We start from the raw sequence: 21868 nt of genomic DNA, 5'->3' as shown, positions 1-21868 counted from the left end.
ATGAAGTTCGACACACCAGCAACGACTAACCCGATCGACCAGCTTAAAGTGGTCGGGCAGCCCATCCACCGTATAGACGGTCAATTGAAGACCACGGGCCGAGCGAAATACGCCTACGAGTGGCATGACACCAACATTCCTTACGCTTATGGCTATCCGGTCGGGGCATCGATTGCCAAGGGCCGGATCAGATCGATGGACGTCGCAGCAGCTCAACAAGCGTCAGGCGTCCTCGCTGTTGTCACCACGCTCAGCGTCGGCGACCGCAAGAAGGGGAAATTCAACACCGCGAAGCTGTTTGGCGGTGACGAGGTGCAGCATTACCATCAGGCGATCGCCGTCGTGGTCGCCGAGACTTTCGAACAGGCCCGTGCCGCAGCGGCATTGGTCAAGGTCGACTACGCCGTGGAGGCTGGTGCCTTTGACCTGAAGGAGGCGATGAAAACCGCCGAGAAGCCGGATGAATCACAGCAGCCAGACACCGCAGTCGGCAATTTCGACGGCGCTTTTGCAAGCGCCGCGGTTACATTGGACGAGACGTACACAACGCCGGACCAATCCCACGCGATGATGGAGCCGCATGCATCGATCGCGGCATGGAATGGTGATGAGGTGACGGTATGGACCTCCAGCCAGATGATCGACTGGTGGCGAAGCGACCTTGCAACAACGCTTGATATCGACAAGGAAAAGATCCATCTGATGTCGCCGTTTATCGGCGGTGGGTTTGGCGGCAAGCTCTTCTTGCGGGCGGATGCCGTCTTGGCGGTTTTGGGAGCCCGCGCGGCGAAAAGGCCGGTCAAGGTTGCTTTGCCGCGTCCGTTCATGATGAACAACACCACGCACCGGCCGGCGACGATCCAGCGGATCAGGATCGGGGCAGAGCGTGACGGAAAGATCACGGCGATTGCGCACGAAAGCTGGTCGGGTGACCAGCCCGGGGGCCAGCTCGAAACCGCGGTCGCGCAGACCCGTCTGCTTTATGCCGGGGCGAACCGGATGACGGCGATGCGGCTTGCGACACTGCATCTTCCCGAAGGCAACGCGATGCGCGCGCCCGGGGAGGCTCCAGGGTTGATGGCGCTGGAGATCGCGATCGACGAGATGGCCGAGAAGCTTGGCATGGATCCAGTGCAGTTCAGGATCCTCAACGATACGCAAGTGGATCCCGAAAAGCCGGAGCGTCCGTTCTCTCACCGCGACCTTGTCGGTTGCCTGAAGCTTGGCGCCGAACGCTTCGGTTGGAACAGTCGAGGCCGGCCAGGCGCTCGCCGCGACGGGAACTGGTTGATTGGCCACGGTGTCGCGGCCGCGTTCCGCAACAACCTCGTCCTGCCGTCTGGAGCGCGTGTACGACTGGATCGCGAGGGCGTCGTCACGGTCGAAACGGATATGACGGATATCGGTACCGGCAGCTATACGATCATCGCCCAGACGGCGGCCGAAATGTTGGGCCTACCCCTCGACAAGGTAGCAGTGCATCTCGGGGATTCGCGTTTCCCAGTGTCTGCCGGTTCCGGTGGGCAGTTTGGGGCGAACTCTTCGACATCAGGCGTCTATGCCGCCTGCGTGAAGTTGAGGGAAGCCATTGCGGCGAAGCTTGGCTTCAACTCCGCTGATGTCGTGTTCCAAAACGGCGAGGTGCGCTCTGGCAACCGCTCCGTTCCACTTGCGCAAGCAGCAGGCGAGGAGGGGCTTGTCGGTGAAGACACGATGACGTGGGGCGATCTGACCGAGACGCATCAGCAATCGACCTTCGGCGCCCACTTCGTCGAGGTCGGTGTCGATGTCGCGACTGGCGAAAGCCGTATCCGCCGCATGCTTGCCGTCTGCGCCGCAGGTCGGATACTCAATCCGATCACCGCACGCAGCCAGGTGATCGGTGCCATGACAATGGGAGCGGGCGGGGCGCTGTCGGAGGAACTGGCGGTCGATACGCGTCGTGGCTTCTTCGTCAATCACGACCTGGCAGGCTATGAGGTGCCGGTGCATGCGGACATCCCGCATCAGGAAGTGATATTCATGGATGAAACTGACCCGATGTCGTCGCCTATGAAGGCGAAAGGTGTCGGCGAACTCGGTCTCTGCGGTGTGGCCGCAGCTATTGCCAATGCTATCTACAACGCATCGGGTGTCCGAGTACGTCACTATCCGATCACCCTCGATAAGCTGATCGACGGTCTTCCTGAAATCGCCTGAGTGGGAGAGGCGGCGGCTTTATCGAGCCGCCGCCAGAGATTTGGCTCGAGCAGGTGACGGACGAACAATACGGCAAGCAGTTTTCCCCGTGATGGACGGGGTAGCGAGTGGGTATTTCTTATTGTCAGCAAGGGCTGGCGCTGAAGCGAAACGGAAAGCGTCGTAGCAGCAGGATGCTGCTTCATGATCAGGTCCTCCGATAGGCTGACCATCGAACACCTGTTTCCTTCGTCGCGTTCTCCGGCGAGGCTGCTGAGGAGCTGCCGGGTGCCGTAACAGAATATTTTGCGAACAGCTCAGTGAGCTTTTTCGACTTTGACGGTGAGTCTGCCGGGTCGGTCAAAGATCGAGACGTCGCCTTGGATCTGACCCAAAATCACGATGCCGGGCTGCGGTACACGCCCCTCACGGTAGTAGATGACGAAATCGCTCGAACTCCAAAGACCGAGTGTGCCGGCGGAGAAGTCTCGCTGACGGGGAGCGGCTGTCAGGGCGGTGGGCAGGTCGCCTGTCTTTTCCTGACGAAGATGATCGTCCATCTCGATCATCAGCGGCAGCATCGCGGCAAGCGCTCGAGCGGCCGCGTTGTCAGCCAGTTCGGCGGTGACGTTGCCCCAATCAGATGAAATCACAATGCGGTCCTGCGCCAAGGCGGATCCTCCCCGGTTAAGCGTTAGAACAGCTGCGAGAAAAGTCGCACCCATGATCTGTTTCATGTCTCACCCTTCGTTGCCGGAATACGCGTCTTGTTGACTGCTCTCAGACAGAGCATCGCGTAGTGTGAAATCACAACCACGCCTGCCATCACACCCGTCCAGTGCGCGAAAAAAGGCGCCACGGAGCTGCTGAAATCCCAGAATTCCAGACTGTAGCCGAACATCAGCTTGGTCGACACGCCGAGAGCCGCAAAGCTCCAGGCGCCAAAGCACAGGAGCAGCACAGCGATCAGCCGTAAACTAGCGTTTCCGATCCGAGACGGAGAGACTCTGAAAACGGTTCCCGCCACTGTCATCACGCGCGCCCAATGGGTGCCGGCATGAATTGCAACGATTATCGCGACCCAATAGGCCGAGAACCAGTGAAGCTCTATGACGCTCACATTGTTGGTGAACTGCGCGAAGCTCAGCACCGAGCGTGAGATCAGCACGCTGGTCACCACCAGTACCGCCATGGTGATCCCAAGCCAGGCATGTATCACCACGACCATCCAGCGACGAACATCGTAACGACCGCTACGGAGCTTCAAGAACCAGCGCCTGTTCATGGTCAGGTGCCATCCAAGAAGCCCGAAAATGGCCATTCCAAAGATCTCATGCGGACCATTGTCGAGCCACCAGTAGGCGAGAGCCAGCATAAGCAGCGCCGCCATGCTTGCGGGAAGAACGAGGCGATCGGTCATCAATCGAAGCATTCCAGTACCTCGTCGGCGTCAAAGCGGATCACGGTCGGAAATGGCGCCGCTCAGCGTGAACATGAATTGTTCGGACTGACGCGAACGATGGCAGGAGTAGCAACGGGCGACATTTTCGTCGGCCTTGACGGTCCGATCCGGCCAGAACCACTGGTATTCCCATTGATCCGCGCCGGCTCCGATCTTCTGTGCCACGAGATAGCGCGTCAGAACGTCGCTTTGATAATCGACGAGAACCATATGGCTGCCGGTCGGAACAGGTTGCCCGGTTCTGAGCGCCGAGAGAGCGGCAGGGCTCGTCAACATATGCTCGCGGGTGATCCCCCGTCGAACCGTCGTATAATGCTCGAGCTGTTCGAGAGGCGGAAACGTAACCGAGTTGGATGCCGCAAGCGCTGAGGTCGGCGATAGCTCGGTCTCGACGAGGAAATAGCCTGTCAGGATAACCGCGAGGGGTGCAACTACTAAGCCGGACCAGCGAAAGATTTTCATGGGCTTTACCCTTTAATTAGATCGTGAAAGGGCATCACGCCCGTCTGCTCGGTCCGCCGCCTATAAGAGCGGCCGATCTGGGTTTGCCGCTGCACAGAGTGCTAAACTTGGGATTGGAGTCTTCCCGCGCGTCTCGACCGAATGTCGAACAGACATCACTCGAGACGAGGTGAGGATAGGGCCAAGAAGCCTCAGTTGACTTCCTGGCTCCTGGTTTTAGGCGAGGTGCTGGTCGAAGAAGCCCTTCAGCTTGTCGAAGGGGATGAGATCGACGCGGTCATAAAGATCGACATGGCCGGCACCCTTGATCCAGACAAGTTCCTTCGGCTCCGAAGCCCGGTTGTAGGCGTCTTGGCTGAATTCCTTCGAATGGGCCTGGTCGCCAGAGATGAACAGCATCGGGCGGGGCGAGATCGTCTCGATGTCGTTGAAAGGATAGAAGTTCATGAACTTGACGCTGCTGCTCAGAGTCGGCTTCGTCGTCGTCTGTCGGGCCACTCCAGCAGGCGTGAACTCGCCACGCGGCGTCCGGTAGAAGTCGTAGAACTCGCGCTGGACGGGATCGGTGTCGGCCGTCAGTTCAAGCGTCGTGCCGCCGATATATTGGATGTCAGCGCCGTCCGACTCGGCCCAGCGCTGTTCGGCGGCCATCGCGATAAACTGCTTGCGCTGTTCGACCGTCTGCGACTTGTTGAGTGCGTCGCGGAAGGCTGCACCCATGTCGTACATGCTGACGGTGGCGACTGCCTTGATGCGCGGGTCGATCTTGGCGGCGCTGACAACAAAGCTGCCGCTACCGCAGACCCCTATCGCGCCGATATTCTGTCGGTCCACGAACGCGTGCGAACCGAGGAAGTCGACGCCGGCGCTGAACGCTTCGGCATAGGCTTCGGGAGATACGAGGTTGCGCGACTGTCCTTCGCTCTCGCCCCAGAACGGAAGGTCGATCGACATCGCGACAAAACCCTGCTCGGCCATTCTGGTGGCAAAGAGGTTTGCGCTTTGCTCCTTCACCGCTCCCATGGGGTGGCCGACGATAATTGCCGGATTTTTCACCGCCTGGTTGATGTCCTTGGGAAGAAACAGGTTACCCGCGACATGGGTCTGATACTGGGTCTTGAACCCGACCTTCTGCAGGGTCACGCGATCACCGGTATAAAAGTTGGATGCGCCTTTGGACATGTCTTGGGCCTTTGCGAAAGTGGTGTCGAAGATGGACATGGCGCCGAGAGCCGCTGCGCCAGCGCCTGCCATCTTGAGCAGGTGGCGGCGGTCGATCCCGGTGTTCGAGGTCTGTGCGTCGTCCTGGTTTGTTGCGACGGTCATCTGCAAGTCTCCTTGAGTGGTACTGCGATGGAAAGTGATCCCGATGGTACGCTATTGATGTTCAGCGGTGTGACGAACGCCATGCTGCCGCGGCGAGAAGGGATGAGCCGGCCAACAGGGATGAGGCGAACAGGAAGGTTGTCCACCAGCCGATGGCGTCGAACAGGACGCCGCCTGTTGAAGCTCCAAGCGTAATGGCGAGCTGGATGGTTGCGACCTGAAGCCCACCTCCAGCCTCCGCGTCGTCAGGCATGGTGCGGCTCAACCACGTGCCCCAGCCAACCGGTGCGGCCGTGCCGAACAGACCCCAGCCGATCAGAAGGATGGCGGTGAAGGCGGCAGATGAACCGAGTGCGATCAGCCCCAGTGCAATCACGGCCATGATCAGTGGGATAGCGACAAGAATGCTGAACAGGCGCTTCTGCAGGAGATGGCCGACAAAGTACGTTCCGGCGACTCCCGCCAGACCCATCAACAGGAGCAGCAGGGAAAGCGTGGATATCGACACGGCTGTCACTGTCTCCAGAAATGGCCGCAGATAGGTGAACAAGGCGAACTGCCCCATGAACAGGAGCGTGATCGATCCCATGCCGAGCGCGACTTGAGGGCGAAGAAGAAGCCGGAAGACATTGGTCGACCTTTCGTTGCGACGCGGTGGTAGAGACGGCAGGCTGGCCCACTGCCAGACGAGCGCCAGAAGGGCGAGCGGAACGACCGCAAAGAAGGCGCCTCGCCACCCGATGTAGCTGCCGAGCAGACTTCCCAGCGGCGCGGAGATTGTCGCGGCAACGGCATTGCCCCCGTTCAGCATAGCCAGTCCCTTGGGTACAGAGTCTTCGGGAACCAGCCGCATGACGATCGACGTCGACATCGACCAGAAGCCACCGATGGCGATACCCAGCATTGCGCGCCCGATCATCAGCACGAGATAGTTCGGAGCAAAGGCGACGATCGTCCCGGAGAGCATCAGGATCAACGAGAATGATGCGAGGACCAGCCGCCGATCCAGTCGCCGCGTCAGACCGGCCACGAAGACACTCGTGAGGACAGCGAAAATACCGGAGACCGAGATCGCCTGGCCGGCGCGGCCTTCCGTGACGCCAAGTTCGGTGGCGATCGGCGACAGGAGGCTGACCGGCATGAACTCCGATGCGATCAGGACAGCAACGCACAAGGCCATCGAGACAACTGCGCCCCAGGCGGGGTTCGGGATAGCCGAATTGGCGGTTGTAAACGGGTCCAGTTTCCTGTCGTCATCCTGAAAGTCGGATCGTGTGAGAGCTTGCTGTGTCATGGCGGCAACATACGCCGGCCTCAGTTCGATGATTAGCCATTGCAATTCGCTTGGACTTATCGGCTAATGATATCAATCTTCATGTTATGAGGCGGCCATGAAGCGGGAAGATCTCAACGACATGCTTTGGTTTCTGGCAGTTGCGGAAGAGCGAAGCTTTACGAAGGCGGCTGCGAAGCTTGGCACATCGCAGTCGACGATCAGTCATACGATCAAGAAGCTCGAAGCGCGATTGGGACTGCGCCTCCTGACCCGGACCACCCGCAGCGTCGTCCCGACGGAAGCGGGTGAGCGGCTCATCCGTTCGCTTGCACCTCGAATTGAAGAACTCGAAACCGAGATCGACGAACTGATGGAAATCAGGGACAAGCCGTCGGGATCTGTACGGATAACCCTATCGGACCATGCATTGCAAAGCGTCGTCTGGCCGAAACTGCGGCCGGTACTGCGGGACTATCCCGACATCAAGGTCGAGCTGAACAGCGATAACGGTTTCAGGAACATCGTCGAAGAGAAGTTCGACGCAGGCGTACGACTCGGCGAGAGCGTGGACAAGGACATGATTGCCGTCCGAATAGGGCCTGATTGGCGCCTGATCGCCGTCGGGTCTCCTAAGTATTTCGCGGCCCGTTCGGTTCCTGAAACACCGCAGGATCTGGTCGGGCATGACTGTATCAACCATAGGCAGTCGCAGTTGGGCGGATTGTACGGTTGGGAGTTTGAGAAGGATGGTCGGGAGCTTCGGGTGCGCGTTGCCGGACAACTGACGTTCAACACCTCCTATGCAATGATCGACGCTGCCGTCGAGGGCTACGGCATCGCCTATGTGCCTGAGAACCTCGTTGAGCAGGAACTCGCTTCCGGACAATTGCTGCAGATTCTCGATGACTGGACGCCGCCGTTTCCCGGATACTACCTCTACTACCCGAGCAGGCGACAGAATTCGCCGGCGTTCAAAGTAGTTGTTGAAGCACTCCGCGGCTGAGGCCATTCCGAACGATGATTTCTGTTCAAGGCTTGATGTCCGACGGAAGCAACGAAAACACCGCCTGCTCGCCCGATGAATGGATTGCAGGCAGAAATGCTGCAGCCCAACTGCACGACTGGAAACACCGGCGGTCGTGTCTGGTGCCGGTCACGACGCAGAGGTTCATCTAATTCTTCAAGGAGAAGTCTCACAATGATGCGTAGGCAGGAGCGCCCTCCCGTTTATGAGCCAATCGTTCCGCCACCAACCGAGTGTTTCGTCTGGCGAACGGATGACTATCCCCTTTCCTGGAGCGTGTGGAACGCCCATCCCGAGTGCGAGATACACCTAGTCAAGAATGCTGGAGGCACTTGCCACGTGGGCGACCATATAGGCGCGTTCACGGATGGCGATCTTTTCATCATCGGACGCGGCCTTCCCCACAACTGGGTGACGCCGCTCGCGGAGGGCGAGAAGGTGGAGAGCCGGGACGTGATCCTTCAGTTCGACGAGGACAGGATCATGGAAGCGGCAGGCTCGTTTCCGGAGTTGACGAAACTGAAACAGTTCCTGTTACTTGCCTGTCGCGGATTGGCCTTCACGGGAGAAACAAGAAGCAGGGGGGCGGAGATCGTCGAAGCTATCGGAAGCAAGTGCGGGTTGGAGCGGCTGTCACTGTTCTTCGCTCTTCTGCATATTCTTTCGACGAGCGACGAGCGGCAGTTGCTGTCGTCGGAGAATTTCGCACCCCAGATCGATGTCTCCACCAACCACGTCCTCCGCGACATCCTCACGTGGATGTCCGTGAACTACAGAAACGACGTTCGCCTTCATCAGCCTGCTGAAATGGCCGGCATGACAGAAACCTCCTTCTCGAGGTTCTTCAAGAAGAACACCGGGACCACGTTCAGCAGATACCTCAGCGAACTGCGCATGGCCAAGGCTTGTGAGCTTCTCGATAGGAGCGAACTGGCGGTGACGGAAATCGCTGCCGAGGTCGGTTACTGGAACCTGTCGAATTTCAACAAGACCTTTCGGGAGCTTCGAGGAATGCCTCCGCGCCGCTACCGCCAGTTCAGGCGATCTCGGGAACCGACGTGATATTGCCTCAAGTGATCGCGGGAGTCCCTGATCGCGAAATGAAAACGGATATAAAAGCGTCATTTTCGCGCATCCGAGACGCTAGTTCGCCCCATCGCCTCACGATATGACTTCAGCAGTCTTCGGGGAGGTCTATCGTGCTCAGCAAAATAGCATTGTCATCCGACACTCGGAATAGCGCGTTTTCAGGTTTTGTGCAGACGCATTGCGCGGTCTTGGAGGTTCCTGATGACGGAGCCTACAAGTTCTTTGTTCGCGGACGGGCGGGTGCCGTCCCCGTGGCGCGCCACTCGCCTGACAAAACCGTTTCATTGAAGGCCGCCTGGCAGGACCTCGAACGTACTGTCAACTCTACCTGTGCGGGAGTGGTCTTCCGATCGCAGGAGGACCCGGGTGCCCTTACCGACCTCATCGGCGACGCATTCAAGGGCGAACCTTTGCCGGGCGCAATCGTGGTTAGCGGTCGCGCCAAAGGGTTTCTACGGCGTCTCACCGAAATCGCTGCAGTGCAGATGTTCCCCTTTACCATACGTTTAAAGAGCGGCTTAACCCTCCCTTTCGAATGGCCTCCGATCCTTGTTATCAGCGATTTCCGGGACCCCGATCTGCCGGCAAATCTTAGCGTCTGTCATAGGCTGAGAGACCACGGGCTTCCTGTAGAAATGTCCGTGCAGGAAGATGCAGGCAATCTCGATGGCCGCACCGCAGACCTCATAGAGGGCTTTTTTCAACGGTATCTCCTCGAGCATTTCCCCAAAATGCTCTGACCTATTCAGATAACCGGAATAGACCTCGGAGGTTTTAGATGCCAGGAAAATTGGAGGGCAAGACAGCCATCATCACGGGAGCCGCGCGAGGCATCGGCCTTGCCTTTGCCAAAGCATACATCGCCGAAGGTGCGGGCGTGGCAATCTGCGATATCGACATCGCCCGCGCGGAAACCGTTGCCATGGAACTTGGCAATAGCGCCATAGCGGTGAAGGTCGACGTCACGAACAAGCAGAGCATTGACGAGGCTGTCGCCAAGGTGGCGGGTGCATTCGGGAGCATCGACATCCTGATCAACAACGCGGCGCTCTTCACGGCGGCCCCGATCGTGGAAATCACTGAGGCCGACTACCGGAGAGTCTTCGACGTGAACGTCTATGGTTCGCTGTTCATGCTGCAGGCCGTCGCGAAGCAGATGATATCACAAGGCAAGGGCGGCAAGATCATCAACATGGCATCCCAGGCGGGCCGCCGAGGAGAGCCGCTTGTGGCGGTCTACTGCGCCACAAAAGCGGCAATCATCAGCCTCACTCAATCGGCTGCATTGAACCTCATCGAAAACAAGATCAACGTCAACGCCATCGCCCCAGGCGTCGTTGACGGTGAGCACTGGGACGGCGTCGATGCCTTCTTCGCTAAATACGAAAACAAAGCTCCTGGGCAAAAGAAAAAGGAAGTCGCCGCTGCCGTTCCTTTCGGACGCATGGGTAGGGCGGAAGACCTCACCGGAATGGCAGTATTTTTGGCCTCCTCGGATGCCAACTACGTTGTCGGGCAATGTTACAATGTCGATGGCGGGCAGTGGATGAGCTGAGGTCTCGCCGGCTCGGTCTCCTAGGTTGGAACTCCGACGGACCTGTCGGCGGTTCGAACCTGTTCAAGAGCAAAATATTTGCAAGCCTCCGTGCGCTCAGGCCCGAGACCTACACCTGGGACCATTACGCGGGATCGGAAATTATTTCCGCATACTGCCAACGGAGCCTTCGTTCACGGCGACGCGAATGGCAGCAATGCGCCCCCCTTTTCGGCCATTCAAGCCGACCTTGCTATCTCCTGAAAGCTGCCGATCCGCTTCGGTTATTGAAATGTCTAGGGTAACGTGGCTAGCCGAACGTCTGCTTTGGATAAGCATATCACGAAACCTGATCAGCCCTCAGCATGACGAAAGTTCTTCGAAGGCACTCGACGCGACTGCATCTCACCATCTTCAGATGTTTCACTGCCTCGCTCGTGGGTAATCACTTGGAAATCGGAAAATCGCTGCGGCTTAGCGCCGCGGCGACTGCATCAATCACAGCGGCAACGCGCTTGGGCAGCAGCCTTCGGGACGGGTAGATCGCGTGGATCGGCATGGAGTCAGTCCCGAAATCCATCAGCAACTGGACTAGGCTACCATCCTGAAGGTCGGATCGCACCAAATCGACAGGCAGGCAGGCGATGCCACCACCCTGCTGTGCAATGGTCCGTTGTGCTTCATCGTTGTCCAACTGCAGCGCACCCGAGATCCTGGCGGCAATGGCCTCGCCCTTGGCATCGATGAAGTGCCAGATATCGGGCGGGTTAAAATTGCTGTTTACGATACAGCCTCCCTTGGCCAGGTCCATCGGTGTCGCTGGTTCCTCATGCGCTGCCAGCCACGACGGTGATGCGCAGCAGATAAAGCGGTACGTGCCGATGCGCTTGCTCACCAGCGTGGACGACGGAAGATCGCCCACGCGGATCGCCAGATCGTAGCCTTCGGCCACAAGATCCACCCGCCGGTTCGACAGCGACAACTCCACCGACAGAGCCGGGTGCGCTTTGGCAAATTCGGCGATCGCTGGACCTAGTGTAGTGACGCCAAGGGTCGTAGGAGCAGAGATCCGTAGCGAGCCCTTGAGCGAGGCAGCAGGGCTGGATAGTTCGTCGAGAACTGCGAGCTCGTCGAGGATGCGGATCGACTGCTCTAGGAATTGGGTTCCAAGGACAGTCAGCTTTTGGGCGCGGGTCGTCCGCTCCAGCAGACGAGCGCCGTGGCGAGCTTCAAGGTTCTGTATACGGCGGCCAACCATCGTTGCCGAAACGCCGAGTTGCTGCGCCGCGGCGGCGAATGAGCCTAGGCGTGCGGTCGCGACCAATGCTTCCAGTTCCGGCAGATTATGCATTCCCAATCCTGGTGCACGATTGAAGCAACCTATAGCTCGATACTTAATAAAAATGCACGGTGTATTATGTCGAACTCTCAAGAGGTGGCACAAATGCATAAGGGACTAATGGATGCAGCCGCGGTATTCACCGCTTTCACGACGGTCGCGAGCGCACAGGTGGTCGCCTCGAAGAGGGATACAGAGGGCGGGCTGCTGGGCAAGTGGGTGGCCGGCTTATGAGCCGGTTGATTGCGGCACTGAAACTCTCAGGCTGTGATGAGTGCGCTAATCTGCGCCCTCGCTGCTCACATTGCGCCCTCGCTGGTCTTGGCCTGCCTGAACTCAAGCAGGTGATTTGATGTTGATGATGCAAGCAGCGGTGATGCGGGGTCCCGGCGGCCCCGAAGTCCTGAACATTGAGACCATCCCGGTCCCAATTCCCAAGAACGGCCAGGTTCTGATCAAAATCATTGCCTTTGGCCTCAATCGATCGGAGCTATTCACCCGTCAGGGACATTCGCCGGGCGTTCACTTCCCGCGCGTCTTGGGCATCGAGGCTGTCGGTATCGTCGAGCACGCGCCTGGTGGTCAATTTGCCCCTGGTGATACCGTCGCCACCGTGATGGGTGGCATGGGTCGGCAATTCGATGGCGCTTATGCCGAATTTGCCTGCGTGCCGGCCAGCCAGGTGCGCAAGTTTTCGTCGGATCTGCCATGGAAGGTCCTCGGTGCCGTACCCGAAATGTTTCAGACGGCCTGGGGTTCGCTATTCCGCGCTCTCGACCTCCAGCCGGGTGAGCGACTGCTCATTCGTGGCGGATCGACCTCGGTCGGCCTTGCTGCTGCTGGCTTGGCCTGCAATCACGGCGCGTATGTCCTGAGCACGACGCGTCAGGCAACACGGACCAGCCTTCTAATTGAGCACGGAGCCAACGAGGGAATAGTGGATGATGGCCATCTGAGTGCCAGCATCGCAAAAGTCGACAAGGTCCTCGAACTGGTGGGCACGACCACTCTTGCCGACTCCCTCCTATGCACTCGGCCCGGAGGCGTGGTCTGCATGGCAGGGATGGTTGGTGATAAGTGGTCGTTCGATAGCTTCGCGCCCATGGATGCAATCCCCAACTACGTGCGCCTGACTACCTATTCAGGCGGTGTCTCCGAGTTCATGCAAATGCCCCTCGACAGCATTTTGACTGATATTGCATTAGGAAAGCTGAAAGTGCCGATAGGCCGCACGGCCCAGCTCAGCGAAATTGCTGTGGCGCATCGGTGGATGGAGCAAAACCAGGCGGAGGGAAAGATTGTCGTCTTAACCTCAGCGAACTTGTCGAGCTTCGGACGAAGCGCCTGAAGTGCCGTGGGCCGCGGCTGACCGCACGCCAACGATTTCTAACGGAGATTATCATGTCTGCCATTGCCAACACATTCATGCGGCGCTTTGTCGAATTCATCAATACGGCCGACGAGACGCTCGGAAGTGAGCTGATCGCTAACAGCGCGATCTTCCATGTCCCGAACCGGAGTGAGCCCATGCAGGGCCTCGGCGGCTATCTCGCCATCATCGGTATAATGCGCAGCGGTTTTCCCGACATCCAGTGGACGCTGGAAGAGACGATTGCTGAAGAGGACAATCTTGGCGCCGGCAATACTCGGATCGCAGTGCGTTTCACCATGCGGGGAACGCACCATGGCGATTTTTTCGGGGTTCCCGCCACCGGGAAGTCGATCAGCGTTCAGGCTGTAAACTTTTACCGCATTTCCGACGGCAAGATCGTGGAGGAGCGCGGTCAGCCAGAGCTCTTAAGTCTTATGCAACAGATCGGAGCGGTGCCCGTACCGTAGGCGTCACTCCAACCGGTGGCGGCACCTACACAGTTGGATCGCCCGCAGCGCTCATCATGACGCTCGTCCGAATGGAGTCGGCTCGCCTTGGCGGCCTACTTTCGATCCCAATGAATCCAAGGCAGTAGACCGCCGCAAGCTATTTAATAGGTCCTGAGCCTAGTAGCTTGGGCAACTTCGAGCAAAATCAACTATCTTTCAACCCTCTAGCCAGCGTCTGCAATTCCGCAAAGGCCACGTAGCGTTTGGCATGGATCTCCGCCAGTTCGCCCACCGCCGGCCTATAAACGTGCGCGGGACTGCACAACCGTTTCATCGCCGAGACTACGTCCGGAAGGGCGCCGCTTGCGACCGCTCCAAGGATAGCCGAACCCAAGAGAACCGGCTCTTCCGATAGGGTCCCGATCACCGGTGCGCCACAGGCGTCGGCAAGTATCTGTCGGACCAGTTCATGCTGCCCCGCACCACCGCTGATGACGACGTTTTCGATATGTGCACCGGCTTGAGCCTGGGCCTCGATGATCTGTCGCAGACCGTAACCGATGCCACAGAGCCCTGCCACATACAGCGCGACGAGACTGCCAAAATCGCGCTCCATGCCAAGGCCTGCGATCACCGCTCGGGCATGGGGATCGGCAAAAGGCGCGCGATTGCCAAGAAATTCTGGAACGACATGCAGGCCGGTGGCCAGACGCACGGCCTCCGAAGCGGTGCCGGCTTTTTCAGCGGCTGCATCAGCGATCAGGACCGGCAGCGGCATACGTTGCTGCTCTGCTATCCCATTCGCTTCCGCCGCGGCAGGATGAAAGGCCAGCAATTGATCGATCGCGGCACCGGCGGCACTTTGTCCCCCTTCATTGAGCCACATGCCAGGCATCATGGCTGAATAATACGGTCCCCAAACGCCCGGCACGAAGACGGGCTCGACGGTGGATGTCATGGTACAGGACGAGGTTCCGAAGACATAGGCGAGATTGGCTGCCGGACGGCCACCGATACCAACGGTGCCGATCCCGCCAGCATGAGCGTCGATCATACCGGCGGCGACCGCAGTTCCTGGCTGCAATCCCATGGCCTTCGCGGCTTGCGCCGTCAGCCCCTGCCCCAGCGGCGTCCCTGGCTCGAAGATGCGCGTGCCGATCCGGGCGAAACCTTCGTCGGCAAGCGGCCCAAGACCGATCTCTTGGAAATAGGTCGGGTCCCATCTTTGCTCGTGGGCAAGATAGGTCCATTTGCAGGTCACGGTGCAGGTGGAGCGCGCAAGGTCGCCGGTTGCCTTCCAGGTGAGGAAATCTGCGAGGTCGAAAAACTGCCACGCCGCGTCGAACGTTTCCGGACGATTCTCCTTCAGCCAAAGGATCTTCGGTGTCTGCATCTCGGGGGAAATCCGTCCGCCCACATATCGCAGGACATCGTGCCCCATATCGTTGATCCGTTCCGCCTGGGCGACGGCACGGTGGTCCATCCAGACGATAATGTCGCGGTTGGGATCCACTGATGCGCCAATAGCAAGAGGGAGCCCGCCTTCGCCGAGCACGACCAGCGAACATGTTGCATCAAAACCAAGACCAATGATCGCCGCCGTATCCACCCCGACAGTAGTGACCACCTCGCGCACAACAGTACAGACGGCGTCCCAGATTTCGGTACTCGACTGCTCGGCAATGGTGCCGGCCTCCCGGAAGAGGGAGATATCGCGCTTGGCCACCGCCAGCAGCCGGCCCGAAAGATCAAAGAGCCCGGCACGCGCGCTTCCAGTGCCGACATCGACGCCGATGAGATAGCGTGAGGCGGCGGGCGCTGTGGTGTTCGCTGCGTCGATCATGGTGTTGGCTCTTGCAGATCTTGGGATATCGGGAAGTTGCCGTCGGCGCCAATCAGAGATCAACGCTGTTGGGCAGGATGACGAGGTCGCGGATGGTGACGTTGCGAGGGCGAGACAGCATGAAGAGGACGGCATCGGCCACTTCCTTCGGCTGCATCAGACTGCCATTCGCCAACGCTTCCTCCATCTTGGCCTTCGGCCAGTCATCGAGCAGAGCGGTGACCACGGGACCGGGCAGAATTGCGCCAACGCGCACCCCATCCTTTGCGACCTGTCGGCGGGTCGAATGGACAAAAGCCTGAACAGCGAATTTCGATGCGGTGTAGATCGGCTCCCACACAACCGGCACCACACCGGCAATAGAACTCGTGAACAGGATATCGCCTGACTTTTGCGCGATCATATGTGGCAGCACCGCGTGAACCGAGCGGAAAGCGGCATTGATATTGAGGTTGAGCATCCGGTCCCAGGCATCCGGATCGCCTTCCGCGACCGGACCGCCGATATAGCCACCGGCATTGGCATGGAAGATGTCGAGACCGCCGGCAACCTCGAGAATGCGCGGCAGAATGCCGGACAACTCCTTGCCGTCGAGCAGATCGACCACCAGCGGCTTGGCGCGGTCTCCGAGTTCCGAGCACAGCGCTTCGAGCTTGTCCTTTGCCCGGTCGATCAGTACCACGGTTGCGCCTTCCCTCAAGAGGGTGCGGGCACATTCCAGACCAATGCCCGATGCGGCGCCGGTGATTGCGGCAACTTTGCCCTTCATCAGTTCAGCCATGAGATTTCCTCCAGTTTATTGTTAGGCACGGCCATGGCTGACACGCGAACGGCGCGCAAGCGAGTCGACGATGACGGCAATCGCCAGTACCGCGCCGGTGATCATGTAGCGCAGGGACGAATTGAGATTGAGCAGGGTAAGGCCATTGGAGATCGCCTGGATGACAATGATGCCGAGCAGCGCCGAATAAGCGCTGCCACGGCCGCCAAACAGGCTTGTCCCGCCGATGACGGCTGCCGCGATCGCATTCAGGTTGACATCGCCGGTGCCGGCCTGCTGGCTGGATGATGCCAGGCGAGACGCCGAGAGGATGCCGCCGAGGGCGCCCAAGGTCGAGCACAGCATGAACGCGCTCAGGTAGATGCGACGGACATTGATACCCGAGCGGCGGGCCGCTTCACGGTTTCCGCCGACGGCGAACATAGACCGCCCCCACTGCGTCTTCGTCAGTGCATAGTTCAAGATGACGGCCAGCGCCACGAACAGGCCGAACATCCACGGCACACCGCGGCCGAGGTTCAAATAATAAACGGCGAATTCCAGAGCGACCGTCAGCACGGCCACCTTGATCAGGAGATTGCTCAATGGCTGCGAGGAAAGGTTGACCGATTGCCTGCGCTTGCGAATGGCGAAGCCGGCAATGACCATGATGAGACCCGGCGCCAATGCCAGAATGTGCGACATCCAATCCGGCATCACCAGGATCTGACCGAAGCGCACCAGGGGCGAGGCATAGGGAAGGTTGATGCTCCCGGTCGGGCCAAGGATATAAAGCTGCAAACCAAGAAGTGCGAGCAGTCCCGCAAGCGTGGCAACGAAACTCGGCATGCCCAATCGGTTGTACATCAGGGCGTAGAGCGCGCCGACAAGCGCGCCAGTCGCGAGCGCCGCGAAGATCGCGACGATGACAGGCAGACCCGAATTGACCCAGAGCACACCGATAATAGCCGATGACAGGCCGCTCATCGAGCCGACGGACAGGTCGATCTCGCCCAACAGCAGGACGCAGACGATGCCGAGCGAGATGATACCGACGGTCGCGCAGTCGAACAGCAGGTTCACGAGATTATTCGGTGCCAGGAAGATCGGGTTGAGGATGCTGAAGACCGTTGAGATGACGACCAGCCCCACCGCCACCGGCAGCATGCCCAGATCACCGGATCGCACGCGATCAACGAAACTCCTGAGCATGCCGCTCAGGCCATCGTCATGCTTGACCCTGATGTCGCTGCGGTCAAGCGCCTGATCCTTGTTTGACATATTCTGGCTCATGCGGCGCTCCCGCTGGTTTCGGTATGGCCCGTCTTGCGGTCCAGACGGCGCGACACGGAGTTTTCCGTGGCTCCGGTGATGGATGCGACGAGTTCCTGATTGGATGCGTCGGGGCTGAAGATGCCGTTGTTGCGCCCCAGGCGCAGGACGACGATGCGGTCGGCGACCGCACGCACATCTTCCATGTTGTGGCTGATGATAATGACGCCCAACCCGCGATCGCGGACGCGTTCGATGAGGTTCAGCACCTCCGCCGTCTGCGCCACGCCGAGAGCCGCGGTAGGTTCGTCGAGCATGATGATTTTCGGGTCGAGAAGCAGGGATCGTGCGATGGCAACTGTCTGGCGCTGGCCGCCCGACAGCGAAGCAATCGGCTCTCGCACCGATGGAATGCGCGCCGCCAGCTCCTTCAGAAGCGTCCAAGCGCGGACTTCCATGGCAATCTCATCGAGATTCCACGGCGACAGTTCGTGACCCAGGAAAAGATTGGCGACGACGTCGAGATTTTCGCAAAGGGCTAGATCCTGGAACACTGTAGCAATGCCGAGTTCCAGCGCACGGCTTGGACTGTCGAGCGATACTTCCTGTCCGCAGAACTCGATTTTACCGGACGATGGCTGGTGGACTCCGGCCAGAACCTTGATCAGGGTTGACTTTCCCGCGCCATTGTCTCCGACGAGAGCAACGACTTCGCCGGCACGCACTTCCAGATCGATATCGGTCAGCGCCGACACCGCGCCAAAGTTCTTCGAGATATTGCTGAGCCGGAGAATGAGACTGCCCTTCTCCGGGTCCGCCCTGTGTTCTTGCACCATGGCTTGACGCTCTTTTTAGGTTCGGGGGCATGTCCGGCCGGGCATCGGCGCGGCCGGACATCTCGATAGAAGGTTACTTGGTAATACCGAGCTTCTTGCAGCCTTCGGCATATTCACCTGTGCAGACTTCTTTGGCAGTCTGGATCTTCTTGTCGAAGATTTCCGCCTTGATGTTGTCCGCAGTCACGACGGCGGGCACGAAGAGTTCGGACGGCGTGTCGTAAAGCGAGGTCTTCGCCTGCGGCTTCTCGCCCTTCAGAAGCTGTACCGCCACCTTGGCGGCAGCGGCGGCCACGATTTCCGACGGTTTGGAAATCGTGTTGTACTGGTCGCCGGAGATAATCAGTTGCAAGGCCGCGATCGTCGCGTCGTTGCCGGTGACGGGCGGAACAGGGTTTACGCCTGCAGCCTTGAAGGCAGCGATCGCGCCGCCGCCCGTGCCGTCATTGGCGGCGACAACGCCCTTGATAGCTGCACCAAAGCGGGTGATCTGGCCGGCAGCCCATTCCTGGGCCTTTGGCGGCGCCCATTCGGGCGTGTCGAACTCCGCCAGTGTCTTGTAGCCGGAATCCTTCAGGCCCTGATGGATACCGTCACGGATAAGACCTGCCGCCGCGTCGGTGGGAGAGCCGTTGATTTGCAGCACGCCGGCGCCTTCTGCAACGCCGCGTGCCTTGAGATGCTGGACCAGCGACCGGGCGATGGCATGGCCGATGCCTTGATTGTCGAACGACACGTAGAAATCCGCCGGCTTGGCGGGGATCGGACGGTCATAGGCGATCACCTTGACGTCCTGGGACTGCGCGATCTCGACGAGCGCGGCAGCGGCGGCCGAGTCGACCGGGTCGAGCACGATAACCTTGGCGCCCTGAGCGATGACCGAATTGAACTGCTGCTGCTGGAGCGCCGTGTCGGCATTGGCATTCTGGTAGATGACCTTGCATTTCGGGCAGAGCTTTTCCATCTCCGCCTTGAAGCCCGGATAGTCATGGTTCTCGTAGCGCGTCGACGCCTGGTCCGGCATCAGGAATGCGACGGTAGCCGCCTCCTGCGCATAGGCCGAACCGGCAAACATGGCGGCGGTAGCGGCCGACACCATCATCATTGAACGGAATTTCATAGTTTCCTCCTTTTGAATGAATAAACACGTGTTGAGGTACGCGCTCCGGTTTCATGCCCAAGCCTCTCCTCCAGCCTTGCCGCAACAGGCGGCAAAGCATGGAGATCACTGCCCCCGCCGAACGGATCGGCGCGGTCATGATCGTGGATTATCCCGGATGCCTCCCTGATCGACCCTCCACAGCCAACCAAATTCATCGATTGCGCAACCTTGCTCAATCGATGAAGCAGAATTGCCACCTTCCTTCAATAATGTCAAGCTGTGATCGAAGTGGAGATATGAGTGAATCAGGACAGGCCGACAAAAAAGATTACGATCTATGACCTGGCCGAGCTTGCGGGAACGTCGGCCAGCGCTGTCAGCGCCGTGTTGAACGGGAACTGGAAAAAGCGCAGGATCAGCAGTCAATTGGCAGAGAAGATCACCCGGCTGGCGGAGGAGCAGGGTTATGCCATCAACATGCAGGCCAGCCTGCTTCGACGGGAGAAGTCGAAGATCATCGGCATGATCGTGCCCAAATATGACAACCGCTATTTCGGATCGATCGTCGAGACCTTCGAAACCATGGCACGCGAGCGGGGTCTTTTCCCGATCATCACCTGCACACGCCGCGACCCTGAACTGGAGGTCGAAGCGGCCCGGACCATGCTTTCCTATCAGGTCGAATGGCTGGTTTCGACCGGCGCAACGGATCCCGACCGCATCAGTGATCTCTGCGGAGCCGCGGGCGTCGGAAGCCTCAACCTCGATCTGCCCGGCACCAAAGCGCCTTCCGTCATCTCCGACAATTTTACCGGCGCCCGAGAATTGACGCGGCGCATTCTCGTCAACAGCGAACGTAAGCTGGGCGCAGCTCGCCCGCTTCTCTTCATCGGCGGCCGCGGTAGCGATCACAACACCGCGGAGCGCGTGCGCGGCTTTCGCGCGGCCCATGCCGATATCGGTGTACCGATCGACGAAAGCCATATCCTGACCTGCGGATACGCACCGGAAAAAGCCGAGACGTCCCTTCAAGCGCTGGCCAGGGCGGAGGGTGAGCTGCCGAGCGGCATGTTCGTAAATTCCACAATTTCGCTCGAAGGTGTCATGCGGTGGATCAAGCGCTCCGGCCACTATGCAAATCACACGCCTGTCATGGGCTGCTTCGACTGGGATCCCTTCGCGGCACTGCTCGGCGACCACATCGAGATGGTGCGGCAGGACGTCCAGGGCATGCTGACCGCCGTATTCGAGGTCATCGACCACGGAGCCAAGGGCGCCTCGCTGATCGAGATCCCGCCTATCTTTGTCGATAGCGACGATACGCTCGTCAATGATCCAACGGCGTGACGCAACTTACGGAAAAGCGAGCATGTTGTGGGAGCAGTGCTCGCCATCGAGGATGATCAATGCGGCTGGCGGCGTGCTTGGCAATCCGGTCGTCCCCGTCACCGCGCTGCGAACAATGAATGGTCGCGACGAAGAAGCCGACTACAAGCTGCTTCGCGATCGGACGACGGCGACAGCACATGTGGTTGACGAATGGGTGACCGCCATTGGTCTGAGGCGGGAGGATTATGGAACACACTCGCTTCGACGCACGAAGGCCGCAATGATTTACAAGACTACGGGCAATCTTCGTGCGATCCAGATCCTGCTTGGACACACCAAGATAGAGAACACGGTCAGGTACCTCGGAGTCGACATAGAGGATGCGCTGGAACTGGCGGAGCATACAGAGATCTGAGAATGTGCGACCCCGCGCCGAGCGGGGCCGTGCCTCGGCAGAAAACAGCTATGCGCGCCATTTCTGGTCATTGAGCAGGCGGCGGACCGAGCCCGAAAGCGGCCTCTGGCACAAGTAGGCCTATCCGCCCATTGCGCCAGAGGCGGACGCGAGATCGCCCTGTCATATTGCCCAGAACTGCAGTCCGAGGACTTAGACTTACATCTCTTGTTCCCAGAAGCCGCGGGTGTTCACGTTAGCGGCGTCGGCAAGAGCTTCCAGCTCGGCGATGTCATCGCTGGTGAGCGTGATGCTGCTGGCGCGGACCAGACCATCGATATAGTGGGGCTTGGTGATGCCGATGATCGGCGTCGTACCCTTGGCGATGGCCCACGCTGTCGCGACATCGGGCGTTGCTGCATCCTGGCTCTGGCCGATCGAGGCGAGCTTGTCCGTCAGGGCCTTCAACTGAGGTAGCATGCCGTTGTAAATCTTCGCCCGGCTGCTGCCCTCCGGTAGCGGGTTCTCGGTATGGTACTTGCCGGTCAAGGTGCCCTGTTCGAGCACCATATAGGCGAAGAAGCGGATCCCTTTGCTGCGGCAGTGATCCAGGATGCCAGCGTGCTCAGAGCCGCGGTAGAGAAGGCTATAGTGGTTCTGGACGGCTTCGACCCGGAACCCGGCTTCGCCCAGGATCTGGTCGGCAAGCTTGATTTCGCTGAGGTTGTGGTTCGAGACGCCGACATGTCTGACCTTCCCGCTTTTCAGCAACGGGATCAGGTGCGGAGTCCACCGCGGCACATCGGCTGGATTGTGAATCC

The 21868-nt window shown here is 59.3% G+C and carries 20 protein-coding genes and 1 pseudogene; 9 read left to right on the top strand and 12 right to left on the bottom strand.

All coding sequences use genetic code 11. From position 1 onward, the window contains the following. Positions 1-2199, top strand: a complete 2199-nt coding sequence (gene paoC / locus C5J24_RS20910) for an aldehyde oxidoreductase molybdenum-binding subunit PaoC (RefSeq protein ID WP_105420634.1) — start codon at positions 1-3, stop codon at positions 2197-2199. Between the two features lie 296 nt (positions 2200-2495). Here the strand turns inward: paoC and C5J24_RS20905 are convergent, their stop codons facing one another. The 5 genes from C5J24_RS20905 to C5J24_RS20885 all read right to left on the bottom strand — a co-directional run bounded on the left by C5J24_RS20905 (position 2496) and on the right by C5J24_RS20885 (position 6722). Beyond that, the gene (locus tag C5J24_RS20905) at positions 2496-2915 is read right to left on the bottom strand and encodes a cyclophilin-like fold protein (RefSeq protein ID WP_245437477.1); all 420 of its coding nucleotides are present in this window, start codon (positions 2913-2915) and stop codon (positions 2496-2498) included. After that, on the bottom strand, positions 2912-3598 hold the full coding sequence (locus tag C5J24_RS20900; RefSeq protein WP_172724082.1) for a hypothetical protein: 687 nt from the start codon (positions 3596-3598) through the stop codon (positions 2912-2914). The genes C5J24_RS20905 and C5J24_RS20900 overlap by 4 nt, the downstream gene beginning before the upstream one ends. Positions 3599-3628: 30 nt before the next feature. Next, on the bottom strand, positions 3629-4102 hold the full coding sequence (locus C5J24_RS20895; RefSeq protein ID WP_245437476.1) for a hypothetical protein: 474 nt from the start codon (positions 4100-4102) through the stop codon (positions 3629-3631). A 216-nt stretch (positions 4103-4318) separates the two neighbouring features. Beyond that, entirely contained in the window at positions 4319-5428 is a 1110-nt protein-coding gene (locus tag C5J24_RS20890; protein WP_105420630.1) for an alpha/beta hydrolase, read from the bottom strand. A 61-nt stretch (positions 5429-5489) separates the two neighbouring features. Further along, positions 5490-6722 carry an MFS transporter gene (locus C5J24_RS20885; RefSeq protein WP_245437475.1) on the bottom strand — a complete coding sequence of 411 codons (1233 nt, stop codon included), beginning with the start codon at positions 6720-6722 and terminating at the stop codon, positions 5490-5492. Between the two features lie 97 nt (positions 6723-6819). Between C5J24_RS20885 and C5J24_RS20880 the strand changes: the two genes are divergently transcribed. The 4 genes from C5J24_RS20880 to C5J24_RS20865 all read left to right on the top strand — a co-directional run bounded on the left by C5J24_RS20880 (position 6820) and on the right by C5J24_RS20865 (position 10372). Beyond that, complete coding sequence (locus tag C5J24_RS20880; protein ID WP_105420626.1) at positions 6820-7707, top strand: LysR family transcriptional regulator; 888 nt, start codon at positions 6820-6822, stop codon at positions 7705-7707. A gap of 360 nt (positions 7708-8067) precedes the next feature. Then, entirely contained in the window at positions 8068-8790 is a 723-nt protein-coding gene (locus tag C5J24_RS20875; RefSeq protein ID WP_172724081.1) for an AraC family transcriptional regulator, read from the top strand. A 137-nt stretch (positions 8791-8927) separates the two neighbouring features. Next, the gene (locus C5J24_RS20870; protein ID WP_105420622.1) at positions 8928-9557 is read left to right on the top strand and encodes a hypothetical protein; all 630 of its coding nucleotides are present in this window, start codon (positions 8928-8930) and stop codon (positions 9555-9557) included. Between the two features lie 38 nt (positions 9558-9595). Beyond that, entirely contained in the window at positions 9596-10372 is a 777-nt protein-coding gene (locus C5J24_RS20865; RefSeq protein WP_105420620.1) for an L-iditol 2-dehydrogenase, read from the top strand. 424 nt (positions 10373-10796) lie between these two features. On the opposite strand, the gene C5J24_RS20860 is transcribed toward C5J24_RS20865, so the two are convergent. After that, on the bottom strand, positions 10797-11702 hold the full coding sequence (locus C5J24_RS20860; protein ID WP_105420618.1) for a LysR family transcriptional regulator: 906 nt from the start codon (positions 11700-11702) through the stop codon (positions 10797-10799). A 340-nt stretch (positions 11703-12042) separates the two neighbouring features. Between C5J24_RS20860 and C5J24_RS20855 the strand changes: the two genes are divergently transcribed. Both C5J24_RS20855 and C5J24_RS20850 read left to right on the top strand, forming a co-directional pair. Next, positions 12043-13038 (top strand): zinc-binding alcohol dehydrogenase family protein, encoded by a 996-nt coding sequence (locus tag C5J24_RS20855; RefSeq protein ID WP_105420616.1) that lies wholly within the window; start codon positions 12043-12045, stop codon positions 13036-13038. 53 nt (positions 13039-13091) lie between these two features. Beyond that, positions 13092-13529, top strand: a complete 438-nt coding sequence (locus C5J24_RS20850; RefSeq protein WP_105420614.1) for an ester cyclase — start codon at positions 13092-13094, stop codon at positions 13527-13529. Between the two features lie 187 nt (positions 13530-13716). On the opposite strand, the gene C5J24_RS20845 is transcribed toward C5J24_RS20850, so the two are convergent. The 5 genes from C5J24_RS20845 to C5J24_RS20825 all read right to left on the bottom strand — a co-directional run bounded on the left by C5J24_RS20845 (position 13717) and on the right by C5J24_RS20825 (position 19342). Then, on the bottom strand, positions 13717-15354 hold the full coding sequence (locus tag C5J24_RS20845) for an FGGY-family carbohydrate kinase (protein ID WP_105420612.1): 1638 nt from the start codon (positions 15352-15354) through the stop codon (positions 13717-13719). 52 nt (positions 15355-15406) lie between these two features. Beyond that, the gene (locus C5J24_RS20840) at positions 15407-16135 is read right to left on the bottom strand and encodes an SDR family oxidoreductase (protein ID WP_105420610.1); all 729 of its coding nucleotides are present in this window, start codon (positions 16133-16135) and stop codon (positions 15407-15409) included. A gap of 21 nt (positions 16136-16156) precedes the next feature. Beyond that, positions 16157-17407, bottom strand: coding sequence for a sugar ABC transporter permease (locus C5J24_RS20835; RefSeq protein WP_172724080.1), 1251 nt, complete (start codon positions 17405-17407; stop codon positions 16157-16159). Then, entirely contained in the window at positions 17404-18222 is an 819-nt protein-coding gene (locus C5J24_RS20830; protein ID WP_105405460.1) for an ATP-binding cassette domain-containing protein, read from the bottom strand. The genes C5J24_RS20835 and C5J24_RS20830 overlap by 4 nt, the downstream gene beginning before the upstream one ends. A 73-nt stretch (positions 18223-18295) precedes the next feature. Next, a complete protein-coding gene (locus C5J24_RS20825; RefSeq protein WP_105420608.1) occupies positions 18296-19342 on the bottom strand; it encodes a sugar ABC transporter substrate-binding protein in 1047 nt (348 codons plus the stop codon). 282 nt (positions 19343-19624) lie between these two features. Between C5J24_RS20825 and C5J24_RS20820 the strand changes: the two genes are divergently transcribed. Together C5J24_RS20820 and C5J24_RS20815 are read left to right on the top strand one after the other, a co-directional pair. After that, a complete protein-coding gene (locus C5J24_RS20820) occupies positions 19625-20671 on the top strand; it encodes a LacI family DNA-binding transcriptional regulator (RefSeq protein ID WP_105405459.1) in 1047 nt (348 codons plus the stop codon). 175 nt (positions 20672-20846) lie between these two features. Beyond that, a pseudogene (locus C5J24_RS20815) lies at positions 20847-21068 on the top strand (tyrosine-type recombinase/integrase); the annotation flags it as partial. Between the two features lie 198 nt (positions 21069-21266). Here the strand turns inward: C5J24_RS20815 and C5J24_RS20810 are convergent. Beyond that, positions 21267-21868, bottom strand: a 602-nt coding sequence (locus C5J24_RS20810; RefSeq protein ID WP_172724079.1) for an aldo/keto reductase, incomplete at its 5' end; no start/stop codon positions are given.

It is taken from the genome of Neorhizobium sp. T25_27 (assembly GCF_002968565.1).
Classification (GTDB): Bacteria; Pseudomonadota; Alphaproteobacteria; order Rhizobiales; family Rhizobiaceae; genus Neorhizobium; species Neorhizobium tomejilense.
Note: the sequence above shows the minus strand (reverse complement) of the source record. Positions and strands in the feature narration are given on the sequence as shown.

Bases quoted from the DNA above. Each gene is read 5' to 3' on its own strand.
- paoC (WP_105420634.1), top strand. From the start codon at position 1: ATGAAGTTCGACACACCAGCAACGACTAACCCGATCGACCAGCTTAAA.
- C5J24_RS20905 (WP_245437477.1), bottom strand. From the start codon at position 2,915: ATGAAACAGATCATGGGTGCGACTTTTCTCGCAGCTGTTCTAACGCTT.
- C5J24_RS20900 (WP_172724082.1), bottom strand. From the start codon at position 3,598: ATGACCGATCGCCTCGTTCTTCCCGCAAGCATGGCGGCGCTGCTTATG.
- C5J24_RS20895 (WP_245437476.1), bottom strand. From the start codon at position 4,102: ATGAAAATCTTTCGCTGGTCCGGCTTAGTAGTTGCACCCCTCGCGGTT.
- C5J24_RS20890 (WP_105420630.1), bottom strand. From the start codon at position 5,428: ATGACCGTCGCAACAAACCAGGACGACGCACAGACCTCGAACACCGGG.
- C5J24_RS20885 (WP_245437475.1), bottom strand. From the start codon at position 6,722: ATGACACAGCAAGCTCTCACACGATCCGACTTTCAGGATGACGACAGG.
- C5J24_RS20880 (WP_105420626.1), top strand. From the start codon at position 6,820: ATGAAGCGGGAAGATCTCAACGACATGCTTTGGTTTCTGGCAGTTGCG.
- C5J24_RS20865 (WP_105420620.1), top strand. From the start codon at position 9,596: ATGCCAGGAAAATTGGAGGGCAAGACAGCCATCATCACGGGAGCCGCG.
- C5J24_RS20860 (WP_105420618.1), bottom strand. From the start codon at position 11,702: ATGCATAATCTGCCGGAACTGGAAGCATTGGTCGCGACCGCACGCCTA.
- C5J24_RS20855 (WP_105420616.1), top strand. From the start codon at position 12,043: ATGTTGATGATGCAAGCAGCGGTGATGCGGGGTCCCGGCGGCCCCGAA.
- C5J24_RS20850 (WP_105420614.1), top strand. From the start codon at position 13,092: ATGTCTGCCATTGCCAACACATTCATGCGGCGCTTTGTCGAATTCATC.
- C5J24_RS20845 (WP_105420612.1), bottom strand. From the start codon at position 15,354: ATGATCGACGCAGCGAACACCACAGCGCCCGCCGCCTCACGCTATCTC.
- C5J24_RS20840 (WP_105420610.1), bottom strand. From the start codon at position 16,135: ATGGCTGAACTGATGAAGGGCAAAGTTGCCGCAATCACCGGCGCCGCA.
- C5J24_RS20835 (WP_172724080.1), bottom strand. From the start codon at position 17,407: ATGAGCCAGAATATGTCAAACAAGGATCAGGCGCTTGACCGCAGCGAC.
- C5J24_RS20830 (WP_105405460.1), bottom strand. From the start codon at position 18,222: ATGGTGCAAGAACACAGGGCGGACCCGGAGAAGGGCAGTCTCATTCTC.
- C5J24_RS20825 (WP_105420608.1), bottom strand. From the start codon at position 19,342: ATGAAATTCCGTTCAATGATGATGGTGTCGGCCGCTACCGCCGCCATG.